Genomic DNA, 16468 nt, shown 5'->3' with positions numbered 1-16468 from the left:
CCGCGGAAAGCGAGCATCTGGAGGGGAAATCAACCACACCGCACTACTTGGTAAATAGCAATAAATAGCAACAAAGTATGCGAAAACAGCCTTATTTTAAATTAAAAGGAGACGATGTGAAATGAAAGTAGCATTGCGAACATTATTGGATCGTTCAATTAAAAATATGGGTTATGGTATCAATTCAGTGGTGAAGGATTCAGCATTAGAAATGATTAAGCGAGCATATAAAGAAGGTATTTATGCTCAAATCAGTGCAGGTTATCGCTCCATGGATGAACAAGCAGCCCTATATGGTCAAGGTCGATTATATTATAGCTACCGTGGTAAACGAGAGGGGCTTTTCTGTTTAATAGTACATTTACTTAACAAGTGCATATGATAATTTCAAAAACTGTGAAGGGTTGAGAAAAATGTACTATGTTCCTTATATCCATTCCAATCAATATCAAAATCCTTATTATGTTAATGTGCCAATATATAACTATGTAAGAAATCCTGATTATGGGTGTGTTAATAATGCGAACCATTTGGGTTTTTTACAATCATCAAACGGAAGAAATAATATTGAGGTTAAAGATTATGGAACAAAACCATTTGTAGTGGATATCAATGAAGCTACAAAACAAAATACTACCTACCGTACCGCATTATGGACAGGAAAACATTTGCAAGTTACATTGATGAGTCTTAATGTTGGTGAAGATATTGGTTTAGAAATTCACCCTAACGTTGACCAATTTTTGCGTATTGAACAAGGTCAAGGGGTTGTTCAAATGGGGAATAGACAGGATAATTTAAACTTTGTAAAAAACGTATATGATGATTATGCAATAATGATACCTGCTGGTACATGGCATAATGTAACCAATACAGGTAATATCCCCCTAAAACTTTATTCGATATATGCTCCTCCTAACCATCCATTTGGCACTGTTCATGTTACCAAGGCAGACGCATTGGCTACGGAAGAAGGGCAGCGGTTGTGGCAATAGATCAACTCTAAATAAATACCCTTCTCCTTAATCGAGAAGGGGTTATTTTATGTAGGATGAATAATTAGAAAAGTTAATTGACAGAGTATAACTATAGTACAAACTCCACGTGGTACCCTCATTTCAAAAAGCCCTTACTCATTGAGTAGGGGCTTTTTTTGTTGCAAATCTAAGATGGGGTGAGTGTTCTTGAATATCACATCATAAACACCAATTTTATTAATGATTTTTTGAAATAATAATCTCCTCTAATGAACCATTTAATTTCCTTTTACATACATTATCTAAGCAAATAGCCCATTGTCATTCGGTAAATCCAGGAGGGGTTCGTATGAGAAAAAATTTCAAGCAATACGGCCAAACTCTCCATTTGGTCGGAGGGAACTTAGTGTATATTTCCAACATGATTTACTCTGTCTATTCAAATGGAATTATTTCTGATTATCAACAGTATTTTTTGGATATAAAAAATGCAAAAATTGTTAGTCAAAGCAGTATACAATCTCTTGAGACAATTTCTCCTCCATTTATTTTGGAAACGGAACATGGATCATTAATTAAAGCATTTAAAGATATATTAGATTGTCTAAACAGTTTAATATTAATGAGTGAAAATGTCACACCCATCGATATAAAGGAAGCTGATATCTTGAATGAGATTTCTATATTAAAAGTCATCCAGCAGGAAATAACTGAAACTACACTCGGTTTGATCGAAAAGCTAAATTCACAACCAAGAAGGTGAGAAGCTTTGAACCAAGGATTTGATGAAAATGATATATTGTTATCGTTACCTACTAATACTGCGGATAAGATAGATTTTTTTGGGGCAATGATCGTGAATATAGGGAATATTATCACGGTTCTCGGAATTGCAGTAGAAGATCAAGAGGTCAAAGCGGTCGAAGAAGGTGAAGAAGGAGTAGGAGGAACTAATAACGCGAAAAATACCTCCACATCCGGTTCAGAATCTGATGCAGGTTTTATATTAGCACTGATTGGGTCTATACTGGTGACAGTTGGAGACTTGGTATCTACAGGAGCTACTGCACTCGCAATTGAACAAACAGCATTATTAGAAAAAAAAGCAGAACAAGAAGCGAAGGAACAAAGTAATAAAATGAAAAAAATGGAAAAACAAATAAATTCCTTACATCAGGATATGAAATCTTTAATATATATTACAGAATCGCTAAAAAGAGAAGTGGTCGTCTTACAAAATTTTATTTATCCCCATTTTTATCAACAGTGATTTTTGCATGTATTAATATAAATTTATTCGGTCGGGGGGCAATAATATGAATAATGATCATTCAATTATTGAAGAAGCAAAAAACACCTTAATAGGAAGGTTGTTTACACTAGGAGGCTCTGCTTTATTTCTTATTGCGGAGTGGTAGTAGCTTATCAAGCATATAATAAACTTATCCAAAATTAAATGAATTTTTTGTGATGTGTAATTTCAAAATTTATTAGTTAGGATGGGTGGTTATGAATGTTTATGGAAACATCTATCCTGGCTTTTAAATAAGAATATCTTTACATTTTTGACCATTTTTCTCAATAAGTGTCGTATGAATATGAGTATGGATATGGAGCATATCCGGGATATCCATATCCACTGTATCCACCATAATAGGGCTCTGTAAGCAATGCTCCACCTGTGAGACCTCCTGCAAATGGAAAACCATAGCTAATACCAATACCACCATAATCTCCAATGGAGCCAACACCACCAATACCAACGGGAATATGAGTAATGTGTCCAATGCGTCCAATCCCTCCGATTGGGCCAATTCCACCTACAGTAATTCTCCATAAATCATCTGTAAATAAACCTGCATTTAATTCATACATTTCAAGTAATTCCTCCATAATAATTTAGTTCCTTTAGATTATGTATAGATATGGAGAATGATTAGGTTCATAACTAGGAATAATAATTTCCCTAAACAAAAAACCTATCCTTGATGAATACCAGATTGAAGAGTTTGAAAACAACATTCATTATGCGATGGAATATCATTTACCAATAAGTTTTACAATACATAATGAGAGAAATCCAAAAGAATTGCATGGATACTGTGTGTACATTCATCCTGTAACGAAAGAGTTACGAATCCAGAAGAAAGATAGCTCCTTTGAGAAAATTCAGTATAGAGCGAAATGGAGGGAGACCTTTGCTTTAGTTATACGATCCAAGAACCAATATTTTAAAGAAAAAAACTATAAAGAATTGGAATTATTAACAGGAAAATCGTTTTCAAGCCTAGCTACTCATAAATCAAGAAAGATGAAGCTATCAAACGTTAATTGCTATATAGCCGACCATAAAACGACTGTACAGCAGCGAAAAGATTGGTATGTAAAGGAAAAATACCATAATGAAGTGTGGAAAGCTATCGAAGGTTCAGACGGAAAATTCCTAATTTCTAATTATGGTCGTTTCAAGCGTTTATACAAAAAGTTAGAAATGTTTTTGCTTCCTTATCTCCATAAGCGTAGTGGGAACTTAATGATAAAGGTGCTTTTTAAGAACAAAGTCAATAAATATAAGATTTCACATTTGGTTGCTCATCACTTTGTAGGTAACGCCAAGCAAGGTGAAGTATTGCATCATAAGAATTTAATTAAAACAGATAATTATTTTGTGAATCTTGAATTTATCACCAAAAAGGAACTTGGCAAAAAGACAGGATTTAAGTCTACAAGTAAACCAGTTGTTAGGCTTGATAAAGATACAATGGAGATTTTGGAGGAATATAGATCGGTACGTGAAGCCGGTAGAAAATGCTTCTTTTCATATCAAACCGTTTTAAATCGCTGTAAAAATAAAACTTAAAAAAGTGATGGTGATATGTTTATGTTCGCTGAAGAGTATGAATCACTTGGATCTGACTTATCGATTGCTGAGTAACAATATCGCAAGTTAAGGAGTGAGAAGGATGAGAACAATTTCAGAATTCACTAATCACCTTAAACATTGCATCCAGGAAGAACACGGTACAGGACTAAGTGAAAAGGCCGTGAAGGACATTAAAAAGACAATTGAAGGAGCCGTTAAAGGCGCGGTACAAAATCAAAAGGCGGCAGAAAAAAGGTACTATGAGCAAAAATATATTACTGAAATGTTAATCGATAAAATCGGAATGGTGCTGAAACAGTAGACGAAAATTTTTGACATTAGGGGTTTAGGAATAATATTGACTCTTCATGACACTCATTTTACATCTTGGACATGTTACTTTTTCGTAATGCATGAATCTAATCTTCCTAAGATCTTGTCTTGTTAACAAAGGAAATACATTGTATCTGGCTCCACATTCAACAGTATTCTTGTCTTTAACTATGTGTCTATCATCTGTATTAGTTGAGTAAATAGTAGGGATTAACATATTAAAAACCTCTTTTTAATAGATTATAAGCCATCAAAAAATATCTTAACACCTGAGCTTTGCGACTTATACTTTGCAATTCCACAATTTTATCATGGAAAAACATCTGAATAGGATTTAAATAAAAACTTAACATTTCTATTACAATTACTATCCAAATGACTGAATATTTGACACAAACTGCGACATAAAGGGGAGATGAAAATGTTAATTCGTTCGATAAAGAACATTGATTGCTGTAAAACATTAAGTATTTAATAATTACTTATTAGGGATTGCTTAAGAATCAACTTGTCTAGCTTTTCACTATATTTAAGTGTTTCTTGATGATTTAGACCTTTTTTAACACCAGTTTCTATAAGTAATTTTCTTAGGTTCTTTATATTTAATTCTAACTCCCTATACATTTTTATTTCGCACATTTGAATACTCCTTTTTAGGTAAGTAATTTCTATTTTAGGATTATATTACAATTATTTAATTATTAAAATATTTTCTCCTAAACTTGTTAATAAATAGGGAAATAGACATAAAATTATCCTGCATTACGTCACAGTTCGAATAAATGGTGGACACAAATTGTGAAGGAAGGGGGAGATTAGGTGCAACGTATTTTGGATGCATGCTGCGGTAGTAGAATGTTTTGGTTTGATAAACAAAATGATGATGTAACGTACATGGATAATCGTCAAATAATGAAAGTCTATGTGATGGTCGAACTTTAAACGTCAATCCGGACGTAATAGCGGACTTTAGAAATATGCCATTTAATGATGAATCGTTTTATCTGGTTGTATTTGATCCTCCACATTTAATCAAAGCTGGTGAAGATTCGTGGTTGGCCAAGAAGTACGGGAAATTAGATGAGTTATGGGAATTTGATATAAATCAAGGATTCAAGGAATGCATGAGGGTTTTAAAGCCAAACGGAACACTGATTTTTAAATGGAACGAGGACCAAATCTCATTGAAAGAAGTCCTTAATGCTATTGGGTTTGAACCGTTGTTTGGAAATAGAAGAAGTAAAACGCATTGGTTAGTTTTTATGAAGTAATGAATAGTCCGAATAAACCGTGACATAAAAAATGTACCTATCCCGGCCAAAGATAGTTTTACTAATCCGAAAGGAAATATAAAATGTAAGCACCCAAATTAAATTATATGTTAGCAAAGGACAGGAAGTTCCGATAAATATTTAATGCTGAAGGAAGGAGTCAATTCATGAAAGAACTAGCCGAGCTAAGAAGAATTGTGGACGGTCAAAAGACAGTTTCAACAAAACGGTTAAAGCCTTTGCTTGATGAGATTCAAAAGTCATATATCCAAACGGCCAATAAGGTTAAAAGCCAGAAAGAAACGATCAAAAAAATCAATACAAATTACAGTGTTGCAAATTCAAAGGCGGCTAGGTTATCGGTACATGTCCAGACTCATGAGGATACAAAAATTCGTTGGAAAGCTTTTTATAAGTTGGCTCTTAATTTAAACATAGCAGTATTAAATAGGAGGGGAGAATAAGGATGGCTACACCAAGCAGAGACGACCTATCAGAAGCACTGGAACCCAAACACGTTCAAGATATATTGTGTATAGGAAGAAGCCAGACATACGAATTATTTAAAAACCCACCTTTTCATGTCATTAAGATTGGGCGAATTTACAAAGTATCGAAAGTGACATTTTTTAAATGGCTTGATGGAGAAGAGCATGGAGATTGAATCCTTGTTCTTTTTATTTTGTCATGGTAATATGTCATTAGTTAAAAGCGAGCACAGTGGTAGGTTTTTGGTAGGATACTTGGTAGGAATGAGCAATAACTAAAAGAACTACAAAACATTTCGATAAGTATCATACACCGTTAAAACCCTATTACATAGGCTTTTAAACAACAACATAATACTAGAAAGCACAGCAATGTGTTGATAGTGTCCTTCGGGGTCGGGTGAAAATCCCAACCGGCGGTGATGAAGAAATTCTAAGCCCGCGAGCCTGTTAAAGGCAGGATTTGGTGAGATTCCAAAGCCGACAGTAAAGTCTGGATGGGAGAAGGACGTGTGGAACCCAAGTGTATACGTACGCCTAATTTTTCAAAAATGAAAATATTAGGCTTTTTAGGTATACAATTTTTTCACTCATTTCTCCTGCTAACTCCTTAGGTCATCCTAAGGGGTTTTTTATATTTTATAAAAGGGGGAAAAATATGTTTACGGGAATCATTGAGGATATCGGGACCGTACATTCCATGAAAAAAGGAAAAAGCAGTATGGAGTTATCGATTCGTTCTGAAAAAATCCTTGAAGATGTTCATCTGGGGGATAGTATTTCAGTCAACGGGGTCTGCTTAACGGTAACGTCCTTCACGAAAAGTCTGTTTACGGTCGACGTGATGCCGGAAACGGTCAAAGCTTCCACGATCCGGACTTTGAAATTGGGATCATCTGTGAATCTTGAACGAGCCATGAGTGCACAGGGAAGGTTTGGCGGTCATTTTGTTTCAGGTCATATCGACGGAACCGGAACGATCATAAAAAAAGAACGGAAAGAAAATGCCGTATATTATGTAATCCAATTGGAAGAGGGGCTCAGTGCCTTTTGCATTCCAAAAGGATCCGTGGCCATTGATGGGACGAGCTTGACGATATTTGGGATCGAAAGGAACCTATTGACTGTATCACTGATTCCATTGACTCATCAGGACACCATATTGGGACAAAAAGCGGCTGGCGATATAGTTAACATTGAAAACGACATGATAGGGAAATATATAATACATCAAATGAAAAATGGAAATCCAAAACCAGGACTGAATTTAGAGTTTTTGGCAGAGCATGGATTCTAATAAAAGGGCGGTGTAATGATGTTCCATACAATAGAAGAAGCGATAGAAGATTTGAAGGCTGGCAAGGTAGTAATCGTATCCGATGATGAAGACCGTGAAAATGAAGGGGATTTTGTAGTGCTGGCCGAAAAGGCCACACCGGAAGCGATTAATTTCATGGCGACTCATGGACGTGGTTTGATTTGTACAACCATCACTGAAGAACTGGCAGCGAAATTGAAACTGCATCCTATGGTAGGAGAAAATACCGATCATCATGGCACTGCTTTTACGGTAAGTGTCGACCATAAAAGCACCTCTACAGGAATCAGTGCTTTTGAAAGGTCCTTGACCATCCTTGAGCTTCTTAATGAAGATTCGGTCGCTGAAGATTTTCAAAGGCCTGGTCACACTTTTCCGATAGTCGCAAAAGAAGGCGGCGTATTAAGGAGGGCAGGACATACAGAGGCATCGGTGGACTTGGCGAAATTATGCGGTGCTGCTCCAGCTGGTGTCATTTGTGAAATCATGAATGAAGATGGATCGATGGCTCGGGTATCCGATTTAGAAGTCATCGCTGATAAATTCAACCTGAAATTCATTACGATAGCCGATTTGATTCGGTATCTTCAACAAAATGATACGAGCGGGAAACAGGAGCTTGAACTGAACATCCCGAAAGCTTGAGGATTTAAGGAATTAATCTTAACAGAACAAAAAAATTATATTGTTTTTTAAAATTAGGAGGAATTGGACATGGGGAAAACTATTGAAGCACAATTAATCGGATCAGGATTGAAAGTCGGCATCGTGGTAGGAAGATTTAATGAGTTTATCACAAGCAAGCTTTTAGGAGGGGCATTGGATGGCCTTAAGCGTCATGGCGTTGATGAGAATGATGTTGACATCGCGTGGGTCCCGGGTGCTTTTGAACTTCCGTTAATTGCAAAAAAACTTGTTAATACAGGTAAATATGATGCGGTAATCGGTCTTGGAACGGTAATCAGGGGTGCCACTTCACATTATGATTATGTCTGCAATGAAGCAGCTAAAGGCATGGCTTCCGTTTCATTGGAAACAGGTGTACCGGTTATCTTCGGTTTGCTGACAACTGAAAATATTGAACAAGCGATTGAACGTGCAGGAACTAAATCAGGTAACAAAGGCTATGAAGCGGCGGTTAGTGCCATTGAAATGGCCAACCTTGGAAAATTGATTGAACAGTGATTTGGCTTAAGGAAGCCGCAGGGAATAATATCCCTGCGGCTTTTTTTGATGTACCGGTTCATTTGCATTGGAGCAGCTTTCTTAAACCATTAAGCAAATTCTTCAAAGTTCCTAGCTAGTTGATCGATTAGTGAATGCTGATCTTCAACTCTCACAGCAACCTCTTCAATGAAAATACCTCGATTTCAAAGTAATGTGTTTTTAGGTATAAATCATGGAAAATAAAGAATCATTAGGGAATTTCAAAAAAAAAAAACGAACAAAAGCATCACGTAATGGAAGCATGATAAAATATGCGGATATGATTATGCTACAATTGTAAAGATTGCAATTGAAATTCATGTCTTTAGGGAAAAGTAAATTTATTAGTTACTAGGAGGGGTTTGTGTGTACCATCTCTTTACACATAATGATTTAGATGGAGTCGGCTGCGGCATTATAGCTAAGTTGGCCTTCGGAGAAGAAGTAGTGGTAAGTTATAATTCAATTGGTCGCCTTAATCAGAACGTAGGCGCATTTCTTGAGCAAGCAAAGCTTGAAGATACATTGATCGTTACTGATTTATCGGTTGATGAAGATAACGAAAAAATGATTACTCAGTTTGTGGAAGATGGAGGCAAAGCGCTGCTGATCGATCATCATAAGTCAGCATTGCATTTGAACGAACATGATTGGGCATCTGTAACTGTCGAACAGGAAGATGGTAAACAGACAGCAGCGACATCATTATTCTATCAGTATGCAGTTGAAAATAAGTACCTGGAACCTTCAAGCATTGTCGCTGAATTCGTTGAATTGGTCCGACAATACGATACTTGGGAATGGGAAGTCAATAAAAATACAACGGCAAAACGATTGAATGACCTGTTTTTCATGATTCCGATTGAGGAATTCGAAATGAAAATCGCAAACAAGCTGTCGACTGCTGAAAGTTTTACTTTTGACGAAGTGGAGCAAACCCTTCTGAATGTTGAAGAGAGTCGGGTAGATCGGTACATAAACAGGAAAAAAAGAGAAGTCTATCAGGCTACGGTCGGTCCCCATACAGCTGGTGTGGTCCATGCAGAGTCATATCACTCAGAATTGGGTAATGAACTGTCGAAAGAGTTTTCGCATCTTGATTATATAGCGATCCTGATGGTTGGAAGTAAAAGAATCAGCTTCCGGACAATTCACGACGATATTGATGTTTCTGAAGTTGCTGGCAAGTACGATGGAGGCGGCCACCAAAAAGCGGCAGGTTGTACCATGTCCGAAAAGGCATATAGCCAATATGTCGAAAAGACCTTCTTTGCCGAGCCCCTTAAACGAGACGCACATAAGAATCAACTGAATGTAAAGGAATCCCCAGAGGGCTGCCTATATTCAACGAGAGACAAACAGGACATATTCATCTATGAAGATGAAGAAGAGCAATGGATTATTGAAATCAACGGAAAACAACAGAAAAAAACATTCGATACATTTGCGGAAGCGGAAAAATACATGAAGCGGAAATACGCGGCATGGCTGGCCCATGATGAAAGATATGAAGAGTTTGTCAACAAGGGATGAATAGGAAAGCGGCTGTCCAAATGGGACAGCCGCTTTTCTATCTTTTGTCGTAATTCATGATTTTACCTTTTAAGAGGGACAGGATGGACGATCGTGCGGGACGGTTTTTTTGGAATGGAGTTTTGGCGATGAAGAATTGCATTGATTTCTCCGCCGATCACAAAAATCAGACCACTCAAATACAGCCATAGCATCAAGATGATGACGCCTCCTAAACTGCCGTAAGTGGAAGAATAGTTGGCAAAGTTACTGACATAGAATGAAAATCCAAGTGATATTCCCAGCCAAAGTACAGTTGCGGTCACTGCCCCAGGGATGACATGTTTAATGGGAAAACTTTTATTCGGTGCAAAGCGATATAAAAAGGCCAGGACAAGTGAGATGACCACAACGGCGATAACCCACCGCAATAAGCTGAATAATATTTGCGTTTCTTCAGGGATAGGTATGACTTGCTGTACTAAATCGATGATGACTTTCCCGAAGACAGGGAGACCCAACATGACGATGAATGCTACAACCAGGCCTAATGTCAATATAATGGAAATGAGACGGGCTTTAATGAAATTCCTTGTTTCTTCAACATCATAGGCAATATTCATGGAATGGATGAACGCATTCATTCCATTGGAAGCGGACCATATGGTGCCAAGGAAACCAAAAGTAAGTAAGCCGCCGTTCCGCTCAGACAATATGTTGATGATATTTTTCTCGATGACTTCCATCGTTGCCGCGGGCATGAAGGTTTTTATCGTGTCAAGGGCTGTCTGAATATCGATGTTCAGATAAGGCAATAAGGACAGCAGTAAGATGAGCAAAGGGAATAGTGCCAGTAGATAGTAATAAGCTTGTTCAGCCGCCAGCCCGGTTACACGATCTTCCTTTATTTCTTTAATCAGATTCTTTGAAAATTTTATCGACTTATTCATCTGGGCATCACTCCTGAATAGTTACTTAGGTTATCTGCTTCTTTTCCCTCTGTTACTGTAAGTTAATCCTCAAAAGAAAAGAAATCGAAAGGCGCTTCCTAAAAATCAATTTCCTTTCATTTCTAATCCGCGAGCTTGTAGAAACTTGTGACAAGGATATAGCCTGCAACTACTCCAGTGATCGAAAGTAACATGGTTGAACCATTTGCTCCGAAATAACCAAAAACAAATTTGGAGAGAGGCAAATCAAATTTAAATGCTTCAGTAAAGTATAAAATCGGAATGATGGATAGGTAAAGAAAGGGCAAGCCAAGGATGCCCAACCTTAGCCCATTCACTTTCCAATGCCCTTTTTTTGAAAAGTTTTGCAGAAGCCGGGGAATGGCAAATATCATGCCCAGGAAAACTGGGAGTGAAGATTCGTACAGCAAGTATCCCTTAATCTCGTATGTTTCACGACTAACTGTAAATAGGTGCTGTTCATATTTCAAGCCAATGAATAATACGCCCAACACTACTACTAGGTATGTTAAATAACTAATGGCTCTTTTTAAAGAAAGATTCATGATTTATGCCCCCTTTATAACAAGTATATAATTAGCCGGTAAATTATGGAATTAAATTATAAAAGGTAAATAGAAAAACGGCCAGACATTGCTTTCTGGCCGTTTTTTCTCTATTGCACTTCTTTTCCTTGTTCCTTTTGAACCTTCAGAGGGGTCCATTTAAATACTTTATTTAGGAGATTATAGATGTGTTTGGATTCTTTGGTAAGGATCGGCCCTAGAATCGCCAAGGTTAAAACATAAAGTGCCGCAAACGGGGTTAGTATAGGCATTAAACCGCCTGCAATGCCTAAGTTGGCTAAAATGATGGAGAATTCGCCGCGTGAAACGATCGTTAAACCGATGTTTGCGGAAGCTCTGTGCGATAAACCGGATTTGCGTCCGGCGATCATACCAGCTGCAAAGTTACCGATTATGGTGATGATGACGGCTCCAAGAACCATCCAGACTGCTCCGCCAAGGGTCGTCGGATCGATACTCAAGCCAAAGCTGAAGAAAAATATGGCCCCGAAGAAGTCTCGAAAGGGAATGACAAGTTTCTCGATCCTGTCGCTATGTTCCGTTTCAGAAAAGACTAGGCCGAGCAGTAATGCACCGATGGCTTCCGCAACATGAATCGTTTCCGAGAAACCGGCAATGAAGAATAGTAAGGCGAACACGACGATGATAAAAATCTCATCGGAGGATATATTGAATAATTTGTTAAGGACTCCAGATGCTTTCCGGGCGATAACGAAAAATATCAGCATATACCCAATCGCGATAAATGTAGAAAGTAATGTTCCCCAAACGGAACCAGAAGAGCTTAATACCAATCCGGATACGACTGATAAATAAACAGCGAGGAAGATATCTTCAAACATGATGATGCCAAGGATTAGCTCCGTCTCATTGTTACCGGTCCTTTTAAGGTCCACAAGCACCTTTGCCACTATGGCACTTGAAGAAAAACTGATGATCCCAGTTAATATCAGAACCTCTTTCAATGGAAGACCGAGCAGGAAACCGTACAGCAAGGCCATTCCCACGTTGATTAAAATGTAATAGGTTCCGCCTGTCACGATATTTTTCCCGGATTTCATAAGCTTTTTGACGGAAAACTCAAGCCCTAGGTAAAACAGAAGGAATAAAATACCTACCCGACCGAGGAATGCTATGATTTCATCGCTTTCGATGAAACGCAGGTCAATTAATCCGAAGTGCGGGGCATGGGGGCCAACGAGCATCCCGATGATAATTAATAGTGGAACATTCGATATTTTGAATTTACCTGCTACGAGAGCAGCTAATGCCACTAGAAGTAGGGCAGTTCCCACTTCAAAGACTAAATGGTCCATATGAGCTTAGTCACTCCTTTCGTCGGTCAATAATTCTCTTGTGAGGTTGCGGATATCTTTTCTTTCACCTGATATCACAAGGGTGTCGCCTGTTTCGATGATGGAGTCAGGGCCAGGATTATTCAGTTGTTTTTTTCCTTTTTTAGAATGGGCGATGACGGTCACGTTATAATTGCTCCTGATATCAATCGAACCGATCGTTTGATTGATGGCCTTTGAACCTGGTTCGACTTTGAACCATTCAATCACCAAGTCACCCAATGACATTTCAATCGTTTCAAGTGCTTGAGGTTTATAAACCATGCCGCCTATGATGGAAGCCATTTGCCGTGACTCTTGATCGTTAAGGGTGATGCTCGAAATGACGTCCTCATGTTCATTATCAAAATGGTATAATTCCCGACGGCCGTCATCATGAATGACGATTACTAACTTTTCATCATTTCTCGTTATAATTTCGAATTTTTGGCCAATACCAGGAAGTTCACTTTCTCTAATTCTCACTGGAATTCCTCCTTAAAATGTTGGTTAGAGTTAATAGAAGATGGCAAAATGTTTATAAGTTAACGTCAATATTCGTATTGAATTTCTTCTCCTTTGATATGCCGATGTATTTTAATGTCTCTGATGGACTGGAATGATGGTAATGCTTCTGTATCAATGCCAGTGACACTCCTTGTTTATAGGCATGGTAGCCAAAAGTTTTACGCATCGAACTTGCTCCGAATTTGCCTGTCAGCCCTGCACCTTCCACAGCATCATGGATGATTCGGTGCGCCTGTTGACGTGTGATCGGCTTTTTTGTCTTAGGGGAAAGAAATAAAAATTGACCTTCGATAACCTTCGAGCCTTTAAGGTATTCTTGTAAGGCGGTACGGACTTTCAGGTTCAAATAAATTTGATTCACTTCGTCATTTTCCGTCCGCTGCTCATAGAACTCCTTGATTTTGCCCGTTTCATCCAGAACGCTGGAGACGGTGATTTCGAGCATTTCATTTATCTTCATACCTGTATTGATGCCGAGTACAAACAATAAATAATCCCGACTGGAGTGAGAGCGTAAGTATGTTTTTATTTTGCTGATTTGATTGATATCCTTAAAGGCTTCTACATATTCCATAGATCTTCTCCTCTTACCAATGTAACATAATTACATTATAACACAAGTTATGTTACATTGCATGCATTAAGTCCTATTAAGGCTTCTCCAAAAAGCAAAGTACTGTTAAACCCAAAAAGCTTTTTCTTATTCTCTACACAATCAAGTGAAAATATATCCGTTTCTTTTAAAAGCAAAAAGGGGTTTGTCTACACTTTTTTATGGCTTGTACAATGTGGGCGTGGTTGTAACGAGAGGCACTATGCTTTCCAGAGGCGGTACGGGAGCCGCATCGGCTTTCAGCGAGGCTGATGATAGAGTTATTGTTTTTTTTACAAAAATAGATCACTTCCTGTACGATAATGAACAGGAAGTGATCTATTTCTTTCATATTTAGTTACTTTTTTGCTTTGATTTTCGTGAAAGTTCGTTTGAGATTGACTGCGAAAATGGCTGTTGCTCTCACACCCGTGTCTGTGTAGTCGGATAACGATTTGAAATGGCGTTTTTCACAGGATAAATCGTTATTATGTATTATTGATATGTTTAACTATGGAATTAAACTTTATATGCCACTTTCTCACAAGGAAATGAAACGTTAATTTAAATAACTTAAATAAAATGAAGTATCCTAATAATGTCCCTGATATATTAAAAATTACATCATCAATATCAACAAATCTAAAAGTATATCCTGCATATAAAGCTGTTAGTAGTTGACCTGATTCGAGAATTATTCCAGTTAATACACCAGCTATTAAAATTTTCTTAAATGAGGCTTTAAATAAGAAGGGTAATCCAAAGCCTAGTGGGACAGTCATTAAAATATTAAAAAAGCTCAATTTAGTAAATTCATATTTAAATGGGATTAAATTCATTTCTCTCCAAACATTTTGCCCCCCAAATGCTTCTCTTTGATCATCATCTACATAAATGGGAAATTGAGTGAGGTTTATAACATTACATAAATAAACATACATAATTGTATAGAATAAAAGGTAGGTATAACTTTTTTTGAAACTTAATTTTAGTAATAGTGCCAAAATGATATATAAAATTATAAAACTGTAAAGAATCCAACCGCTGAAATGATAAACCATTTTAGAGACTCCTATCGTAAAATATTATATTAATAAAGAAAGAACTTATAAAGAATTATAAGCTCTTTCCAGTTGTTTAATTTGATATTTTTCCTGAACCTTTTATATTTCTACCGTCATCAACTCTAAAAATTTGCAAATAATACTTAGTACCCCCACCTAGACCAGAATAGCTGCCTGACACACTAGAAGAAGTACCATTTTTATTAGGTGTAGCTTTTAATGTACCAAAACTGTTACCTGAGGTCTTATTCCATAATTGATAAGTTATGGGGTTAGGACCTACAGGGCTAGGGTCAGAGCTATATTGATAATGTGTACCACTTAATTTTGCAGTTCCTTTATTTAATTTAAAATATTGACCGTTTTTATACTTCCATCAACTATACGAAGATTCATTGTAAAGCTATAAGCGTTAGTTTCTGCAAAAGCAAAAGAGGGCATTACTATTATAAGTGATCATACACATAATACATTATATGTGACCAAATATTACCTATTAGTTAACAAGGACTATAGTATCGTAAATATCCAAAATTTACGTCCCAATTTTGAGATGTTCTGTTTTAGAAAAGAATAATAGTATAAAGTGAAAAAATAATGAAATGATGATTGGATATTTAATTTAATTTTAAAATTCATGGTGAATAATGATTGTAAGTTAATGAACAACAGGTGTATTAAAGGAAGTGGTTGTATCGCAGATAAATCAAGTTTATCGAGGTGAGGTATAACCATGAAAAAACAATCTTTTACATAATCACTATGTTATTTATCAGCATACGATTTTAGTAGTAAAGAAATTAAGGTGAAATTTAATGATGTTGAGTGTTAGAAATCTGGGCTATGTGTCAAATATCAGTATTTATGATAAGCCTAAAAAAGTCGCAATTTTAGAAAGCGTTATTAATAATCAGCAACCTGCATTAAATGGACAAATTGTTGCTAAATATGACGTAATTAATAAAAAAATTATACGAAAGATTTATATGGTCATGGAACTCCAATTGCAAGCATAATTGCCGCAAAAGGAAAATGAAGAAACTGTGCAAGGAATTAATCCTTTAGTGATTGATGCTTTGATGTGTGTGATGAATTTCATCTAGTTGTTAGAAACGATATGGGTTCGATACGAGGGTTAGAAGAAATAATAAATAAGTTAAAAGCATCATTAATAGAATTGAGATGCGAGTCAACATGGGCTAGTACCACTCTTGGTGATGATCAAACAGCAAATGTTTATTATTTTCACGCTGACGAGAATGCAAAGAAAATTATTATAAGATTGATTACAAAATCGCTTTATGAGTGGGAAATGTTAAATTAACCTGAAGATTTGTCATCTTTTAAACAAGGAAAGTTTTGGTTTGGCAACTTCTTCGCATGAAAAACAATGCTTATTTATCCTGAAAATGATACCGAAGCTTCTAGGATTAAGGATATTGAAG

At 36.8% G+C, this 16468-nt stretch carries 20 protein-coding genes, 2 pseudogenes and 1 riboswitch; of the genes and pseudogenes, 14 read left to right on the top strand and 8 right to left on the bottom strand.

All coding sequences use genetic code 11. The annotated features are described in order from the left end of the window. Positions 1-121: 121 nt before the first annotated feature. The 4 genes from ACFVS1_RS21755 (at position 122) to ACFVS1_RS21740 (ending at position 2247) form a co-directional block, all read left to right on the top strand. Entirely contained in the window at positions 122-382 is a 261-nt protein-coding gene (locus tag ACFVS1_RS21755) for a D-alanyl-D-alanine carboxypeptidase family protein (RefSeq protein WP_352925062.1), read from the top strand. Between the two features lie 31 nt (positions 383-413). After that, entirely contained in the window at positions 414-995 is a 582-nt protein-coding gene (locus ACFVS1_RS21750; RefSeq protein WP_387550383.1) for a cupin domain-containing protein, read from the top strand. A gap of 331 nt (positions 996-1326) precedes the next feature. Continuing rightward, complete coding sequence (locus ACFVS1_RS21745; protein WP_387550381.1) at positions 1327-1740, top strand: hypothetical protein; 414 nt, start codon at positions 1327-1329, stop codon at positions 1738-1740. 6 nt (positions 1741-1746) lie between these two features. Next, positions 1747-2247: a hypothetical protein gene (locus ACFVS1_RS21740; RefSeq protein WP_387550379.1), complete on the top strand. Its 501-nt coding sequence runs from the start codon at positions 1747-1749 to the stop codon at positions 2245-2247. A 308-nt stretch (positions 2248-2555) separates the two neighbouring features. Here the strand turns inward: ACFVS1_RS21740 and ACFVS1_RS21735 are convergent, their stop codons facing one another. Further along, entirely contained in the window at positions 2556-2870 is a 315-nt protein-coding gene (locus ACFVS1_RS21735; protein WP_387550377.1) for a hypothetical protein, read from the bottom strand. 61 nt (positions 2871-2931) lie between these two features. On the opposite strand from ACFVS1_RS21735, the gene ACFVS1_RS21730 reads away from it, so the two are divergent. Together ACFVS1_RS21730 and ACFVS1_RS21725 are read left to right on the top strand one after the other, a co-directional pair. After that, entirely contained in the window at positions 2932-3837 is a 906-nt protein-coding gene (locus tag ACFVS1_RS21730; RefSeq protein WP_387550671.1) for a YolD-like family protein, read from the top strand. Between the two features lie 103 nt (positions 3838-3940). Further along, positions 3941-4162 carry a hypothetical protein gene (locus ACFVS1_RS21725; protein ID WP_387550375.1) on the top strand — a complete coding sequence of 74 codons (222 nt, stop codon included), beginning with the start codon at positions 3941-3943 and terminating at the stop codon, positions 4160-4162. 482 nt (positions 4163-4644) lie between these two features. Here the strand turns inward: ACFVS1_RS21725 and ACFVS1_RS21720 are convergent, their stop codons facing one another. Beyond that, on the bottom strand, positions 4645-4797 hold the full coding sequence (locus tag ACFVS1_RS21720) for an aspartyl-phosphate phosphatase Spo0E family protein (protein WP_309559627.1): 153 nt from the start codon (positions 4795-4797) through the stop codon (positions 4645-4647). Positions 4798-5028: 231 nt separating this feature from the next. On the opposite strand from ACFVS1_RS21720, the pseudogene ACFVS1_RS21715 reads away from it, so the two are divergent. From ACFVS1_RS21715 to ACFVS1_RS21685, 7 genes and pseudogenes are all read left to right on the top strand, one after another. Next, positions 5029-5444 (top strand): annotated as a pseudogene (locus ACFVS1_RS21715) (class I SAM-dependent methyltransferase). A gap of 167 nt (positions 5445-5611) precedes the next feature. Next, positions 5612-5908, top strand: a complete 297-nt coding sequence (locus tag ACFVS1_RS21710; protein ID WP_352925054.1) for a hypothetical protein — start codon at positions 5612-5614, stop codon at positions 5906-5908. A 2-nt stretch (positions 5909-5910) separates the two neighbouring features. Next, entirely contained in the window at positions 5911-6108 is a 198-nt protein-coding gene (locus ACFVS1_RS21705) for a DNA-binding protein (protein WP_387550373.1), read from the top strand. A 206-nt stretch (positions 6109-6314) separates the two neighbouring features. Further along, positions 6315-6445: riboswitch (FMN riboswitch) on the top strand. Positions 6446-6590: 145 nt separating this feature from the next. After that, positions 6591-7229, top strand: a complete 639-nt coding sequence (ribE, locus tag ACFVS1_RS21700) for a riboflavin synthase (protein WP_352925053.1) — start codon at positions 6591-6593, stop codon at positions 7227-7229. A gap of 18 nt (positions 7230-7247) precedes the next feature. Continuing rightward, positions 7248-7886 (top strand): annotated as a pseudogene (ribB, locus tag ACFVS1_RS21695) (3,4-dihydroxy-2-butanone-4-phosphate synthase); the annotation flags it as partial. A 78-nt stretch (positions 7887-7964) separates the two neighbouring features. Beyond that, positions 7965-8435: a 6,7-dimethyl-8-ribityllumazine synthase gene (gene ribH, locus ACFVS1_RS21690; RefSeq protein WP_048685088.1), complete on the top strand. Its 471-nt coding sequence runs from the start codon at positions 7965-7967 to the stop codon at positions 8433-8435. 387 nt (positions 8436-8822) lie between these two features. Then, positions 8823-9989 carry a DHH family phosphoesterase gene (locus ACFVS1_RS21685; RefSeq protein ID WP_352925052.1) on the top strand — a complete coding sequence of 389 codons (1167 nt, stop codon included), beginning with the start codon at positions 8823-8825 and terminating at the stop codon, positions 9987-9989. Between the two features lie 62 nt (positions 9990-10051). On the opposite strand, the gene ACFVS1_RS21680 is transcribed toward ACFVS1_RS21685, so the two are convergent. From ACFVS1_RS21680 to ACFVS1_RS21655, 6 genes are all read right to left on the bottom strand, one after another. Next, on the bottom strand, positions 10052-10918 hold the full coding sequence (locus tag ACFVS1_RS21680) for a YihY/virulence factor BrkB family protein (protein WP_352925051.1): 867 nt from the start codon (positions 10916-10918) through the stop codon (positions 10052-10054). 122 nt (positions 10919-11040) lie between these two features. After that, complete coding sequence (locus ACFVS1_RS21675) at positions 11041-11484, bottom strand: hypothetical protein (protein WP_352925050.1); 444 nt, start codon at positions 11482-11484, stop codon at positions 11041-11043. A gap of 110 nt (positions 11485-11594) precedes the next feature. Further along, complete coding sequence (locus ACFVS1_RS21670) at positions 11595-12821, bottom strand: cation:proton antiporter (RefSeq protein ID WP_352925049.1); 1227 nt, start codon at positions 12819-12821, stop codon at positions 11595-11597. Between the two features lie 6 nt (positions 12822-12827). After that, positions 12828-13325, bottom strand: a complete 498-nt coding sequence (locus ACFVS1_RS21665) for a cation:proton antiporter regulatory subunit (RefSeq protein WP_137017835.1) — start codon at positions 13323-13325, stop codon at positions 12828-12830. 52 nt (positions 13326-13377) lie between these two features. Further along, complete coding sequence (locus tag ACFVS1_RS21660; RefSeq protein ID WP_352925048.1) at positions 13378-13941, bottom strand: tyrosine-type recombinase/integrase; 564 nt, start codon at positions 13939-13941, stop codon at positions 13378-13380. A 506-nt stretch (positions 13942-14447) separates the two neighbouring features. Continuing rightward, positions 14448-15020 carry a VanZ family protein gene (locus ACFVS1_RS21655; protein WP_387550368.1) on the bottom strand — a complete coding sequence of 191 codons (573 nt, stop codon included), beginning with the start codon at positions 15018-15020 and terminating at the stop codon, positions 14448-14450. Between the two features lie 818 nt (positions 15021-15838). Between ACFVS1_RS21655 and ACFVS1_RS21650 the strand changes: the two genes are divergently transcribed. After that, positions 15839-16039, top strand: a complete 201-nt coding sequence (locus tag ACFVS1_RS21650; protein WP_387550366.1) for a hypothetical protein — start codon at positions 15839-15841, stop codon at positions 16037-16039. Positions 16040-16468: the final 429 nt, after the last annotated feature.

Origin of the sequence: Peribacillus sp. NPDC058075 (assembly GCF_042885195.1) — a bacterium.
In the GTDB taxonomy this organism is placed as follows: domain Bacteria; phylum Bacillota; class Bacilli; order Bacillales; family DSM-1321; genus Peribacillus.
Note: the sequence above shows the minus strand (reverse complement) of the source record. Positions and strands in the feature narration are given on the sequence as shown.

Bases quoted from the DNA above. Each gene is read 5' to 3' on its own strand.
- ACFVS1_RS21755 (WP_352925062.1), top strand. From the start codon at position 122: ATGAAAGTAGCATTGCGAACATTATTGGATCGTTCAATTAAAAATATG.
- ACFVS1_RS21750 (WP_387550383.1), top strand. From the start codon at position 414: ATGTACTATGTTCCTTATATCCATTCCAATCAATATCAAAATCCTTAT.
- ACFVS1_RS21745 (WP_387550381.1), top strand. From the start codon at position 1,327: ATGAGAAAAAATTTCAAGCAATACGGCCAAACTCTCCATTTGGTCGGA.
- ACFVS1_RS21735 (WP_387550377.1), bottom strand. From the start codon at position 2,870: ATGGAGGAATTACTTGAAATGTATGAATTAAATGCAGGTTTATTTACA.
- ACFVS1_RS21725 (WP_387550375.1), top strand. From the start codon at position 3,941: ATGAGAACAATTTCAGAATTCACTAATCACCTTAAACATTGCATCCAG.
- ACFVS1_RS21720 (WP_309559627.1), bottom strand. From the start codon at position 4,797: ATGTATAGGGAGTTAGAATTAAATATAAAGAACCTAAGAAAATTACTT.
- ACFVS1_RS21710 (WP_352925054.1), top strand. From the start codon at position 5,612: ATGAAAGAACTAGCCGAGCTAAGAAGAATTGTGGACGGTCAAAAGACA.
- ACFVS1_RS21705 (WP_387550373.1), top strand. From the start codon at position 5,911: ATGGCTACACCAAGCAGAGACGACCTATCAGAAGCACTGGAACCCAAA.
- ribE (WP_352925053.1), top strand. From the start codon at position 6,591: ATGTTTACGGGAATCATTGAGGATATCGGGACCGTACATTCCATGAAA.
- ribH (WP_048685088.1), top strand. From the start codon at position 7,965: ATGGGGAAAACTATTGAAGCACAATTAATCGGATCAGGATTGAAAGTC.
- ACFVS1_RS21680 (WP_352925051.1), bottom strand. From the start codon at position 10,918: ATGAATAAGTCGATAAAATTTTCAAAGAATCTGATTAAAGAAATAAAG.
- ACFVS1_RS21675 (WP_352925050.1), bottom strand. From the start codon at position 11,484: ATGAATCTTTCTTTAAAAAGAGCCATTAGTTATTTAACATACCTAGTA.
- ACFVS1_RS21670 (WP_352925049.1), bottom strand. From the start codon at position 12,821: ATGGACCATTTAGTCTTTGAAGTGGGAACTGCCCTACTTCTAGTGGCA.
- ACFVS1_RS21660 (WP_352925048.1), bottom strand. From the start codon at position 13,941: ATGGAATATGTAGAAGCCTTTAAGGATATCAATCAAATCAGCAAAATA.
- ACFVS1_RS21655 (WP_387550368.1), bottom strand. From the start codon at position 15,020: ATGGTTTATCATTTCAGCGGTTGGATTCTTTACAGTTTTATAATTTTA.
- ACFVS1_RS21650 (WP_387550366.1), top strand. From the start codon at position 15,839: ATGATGTTGAGTGTTAGAAATCTGGGCTATGTGTCAAATATCAGTATT.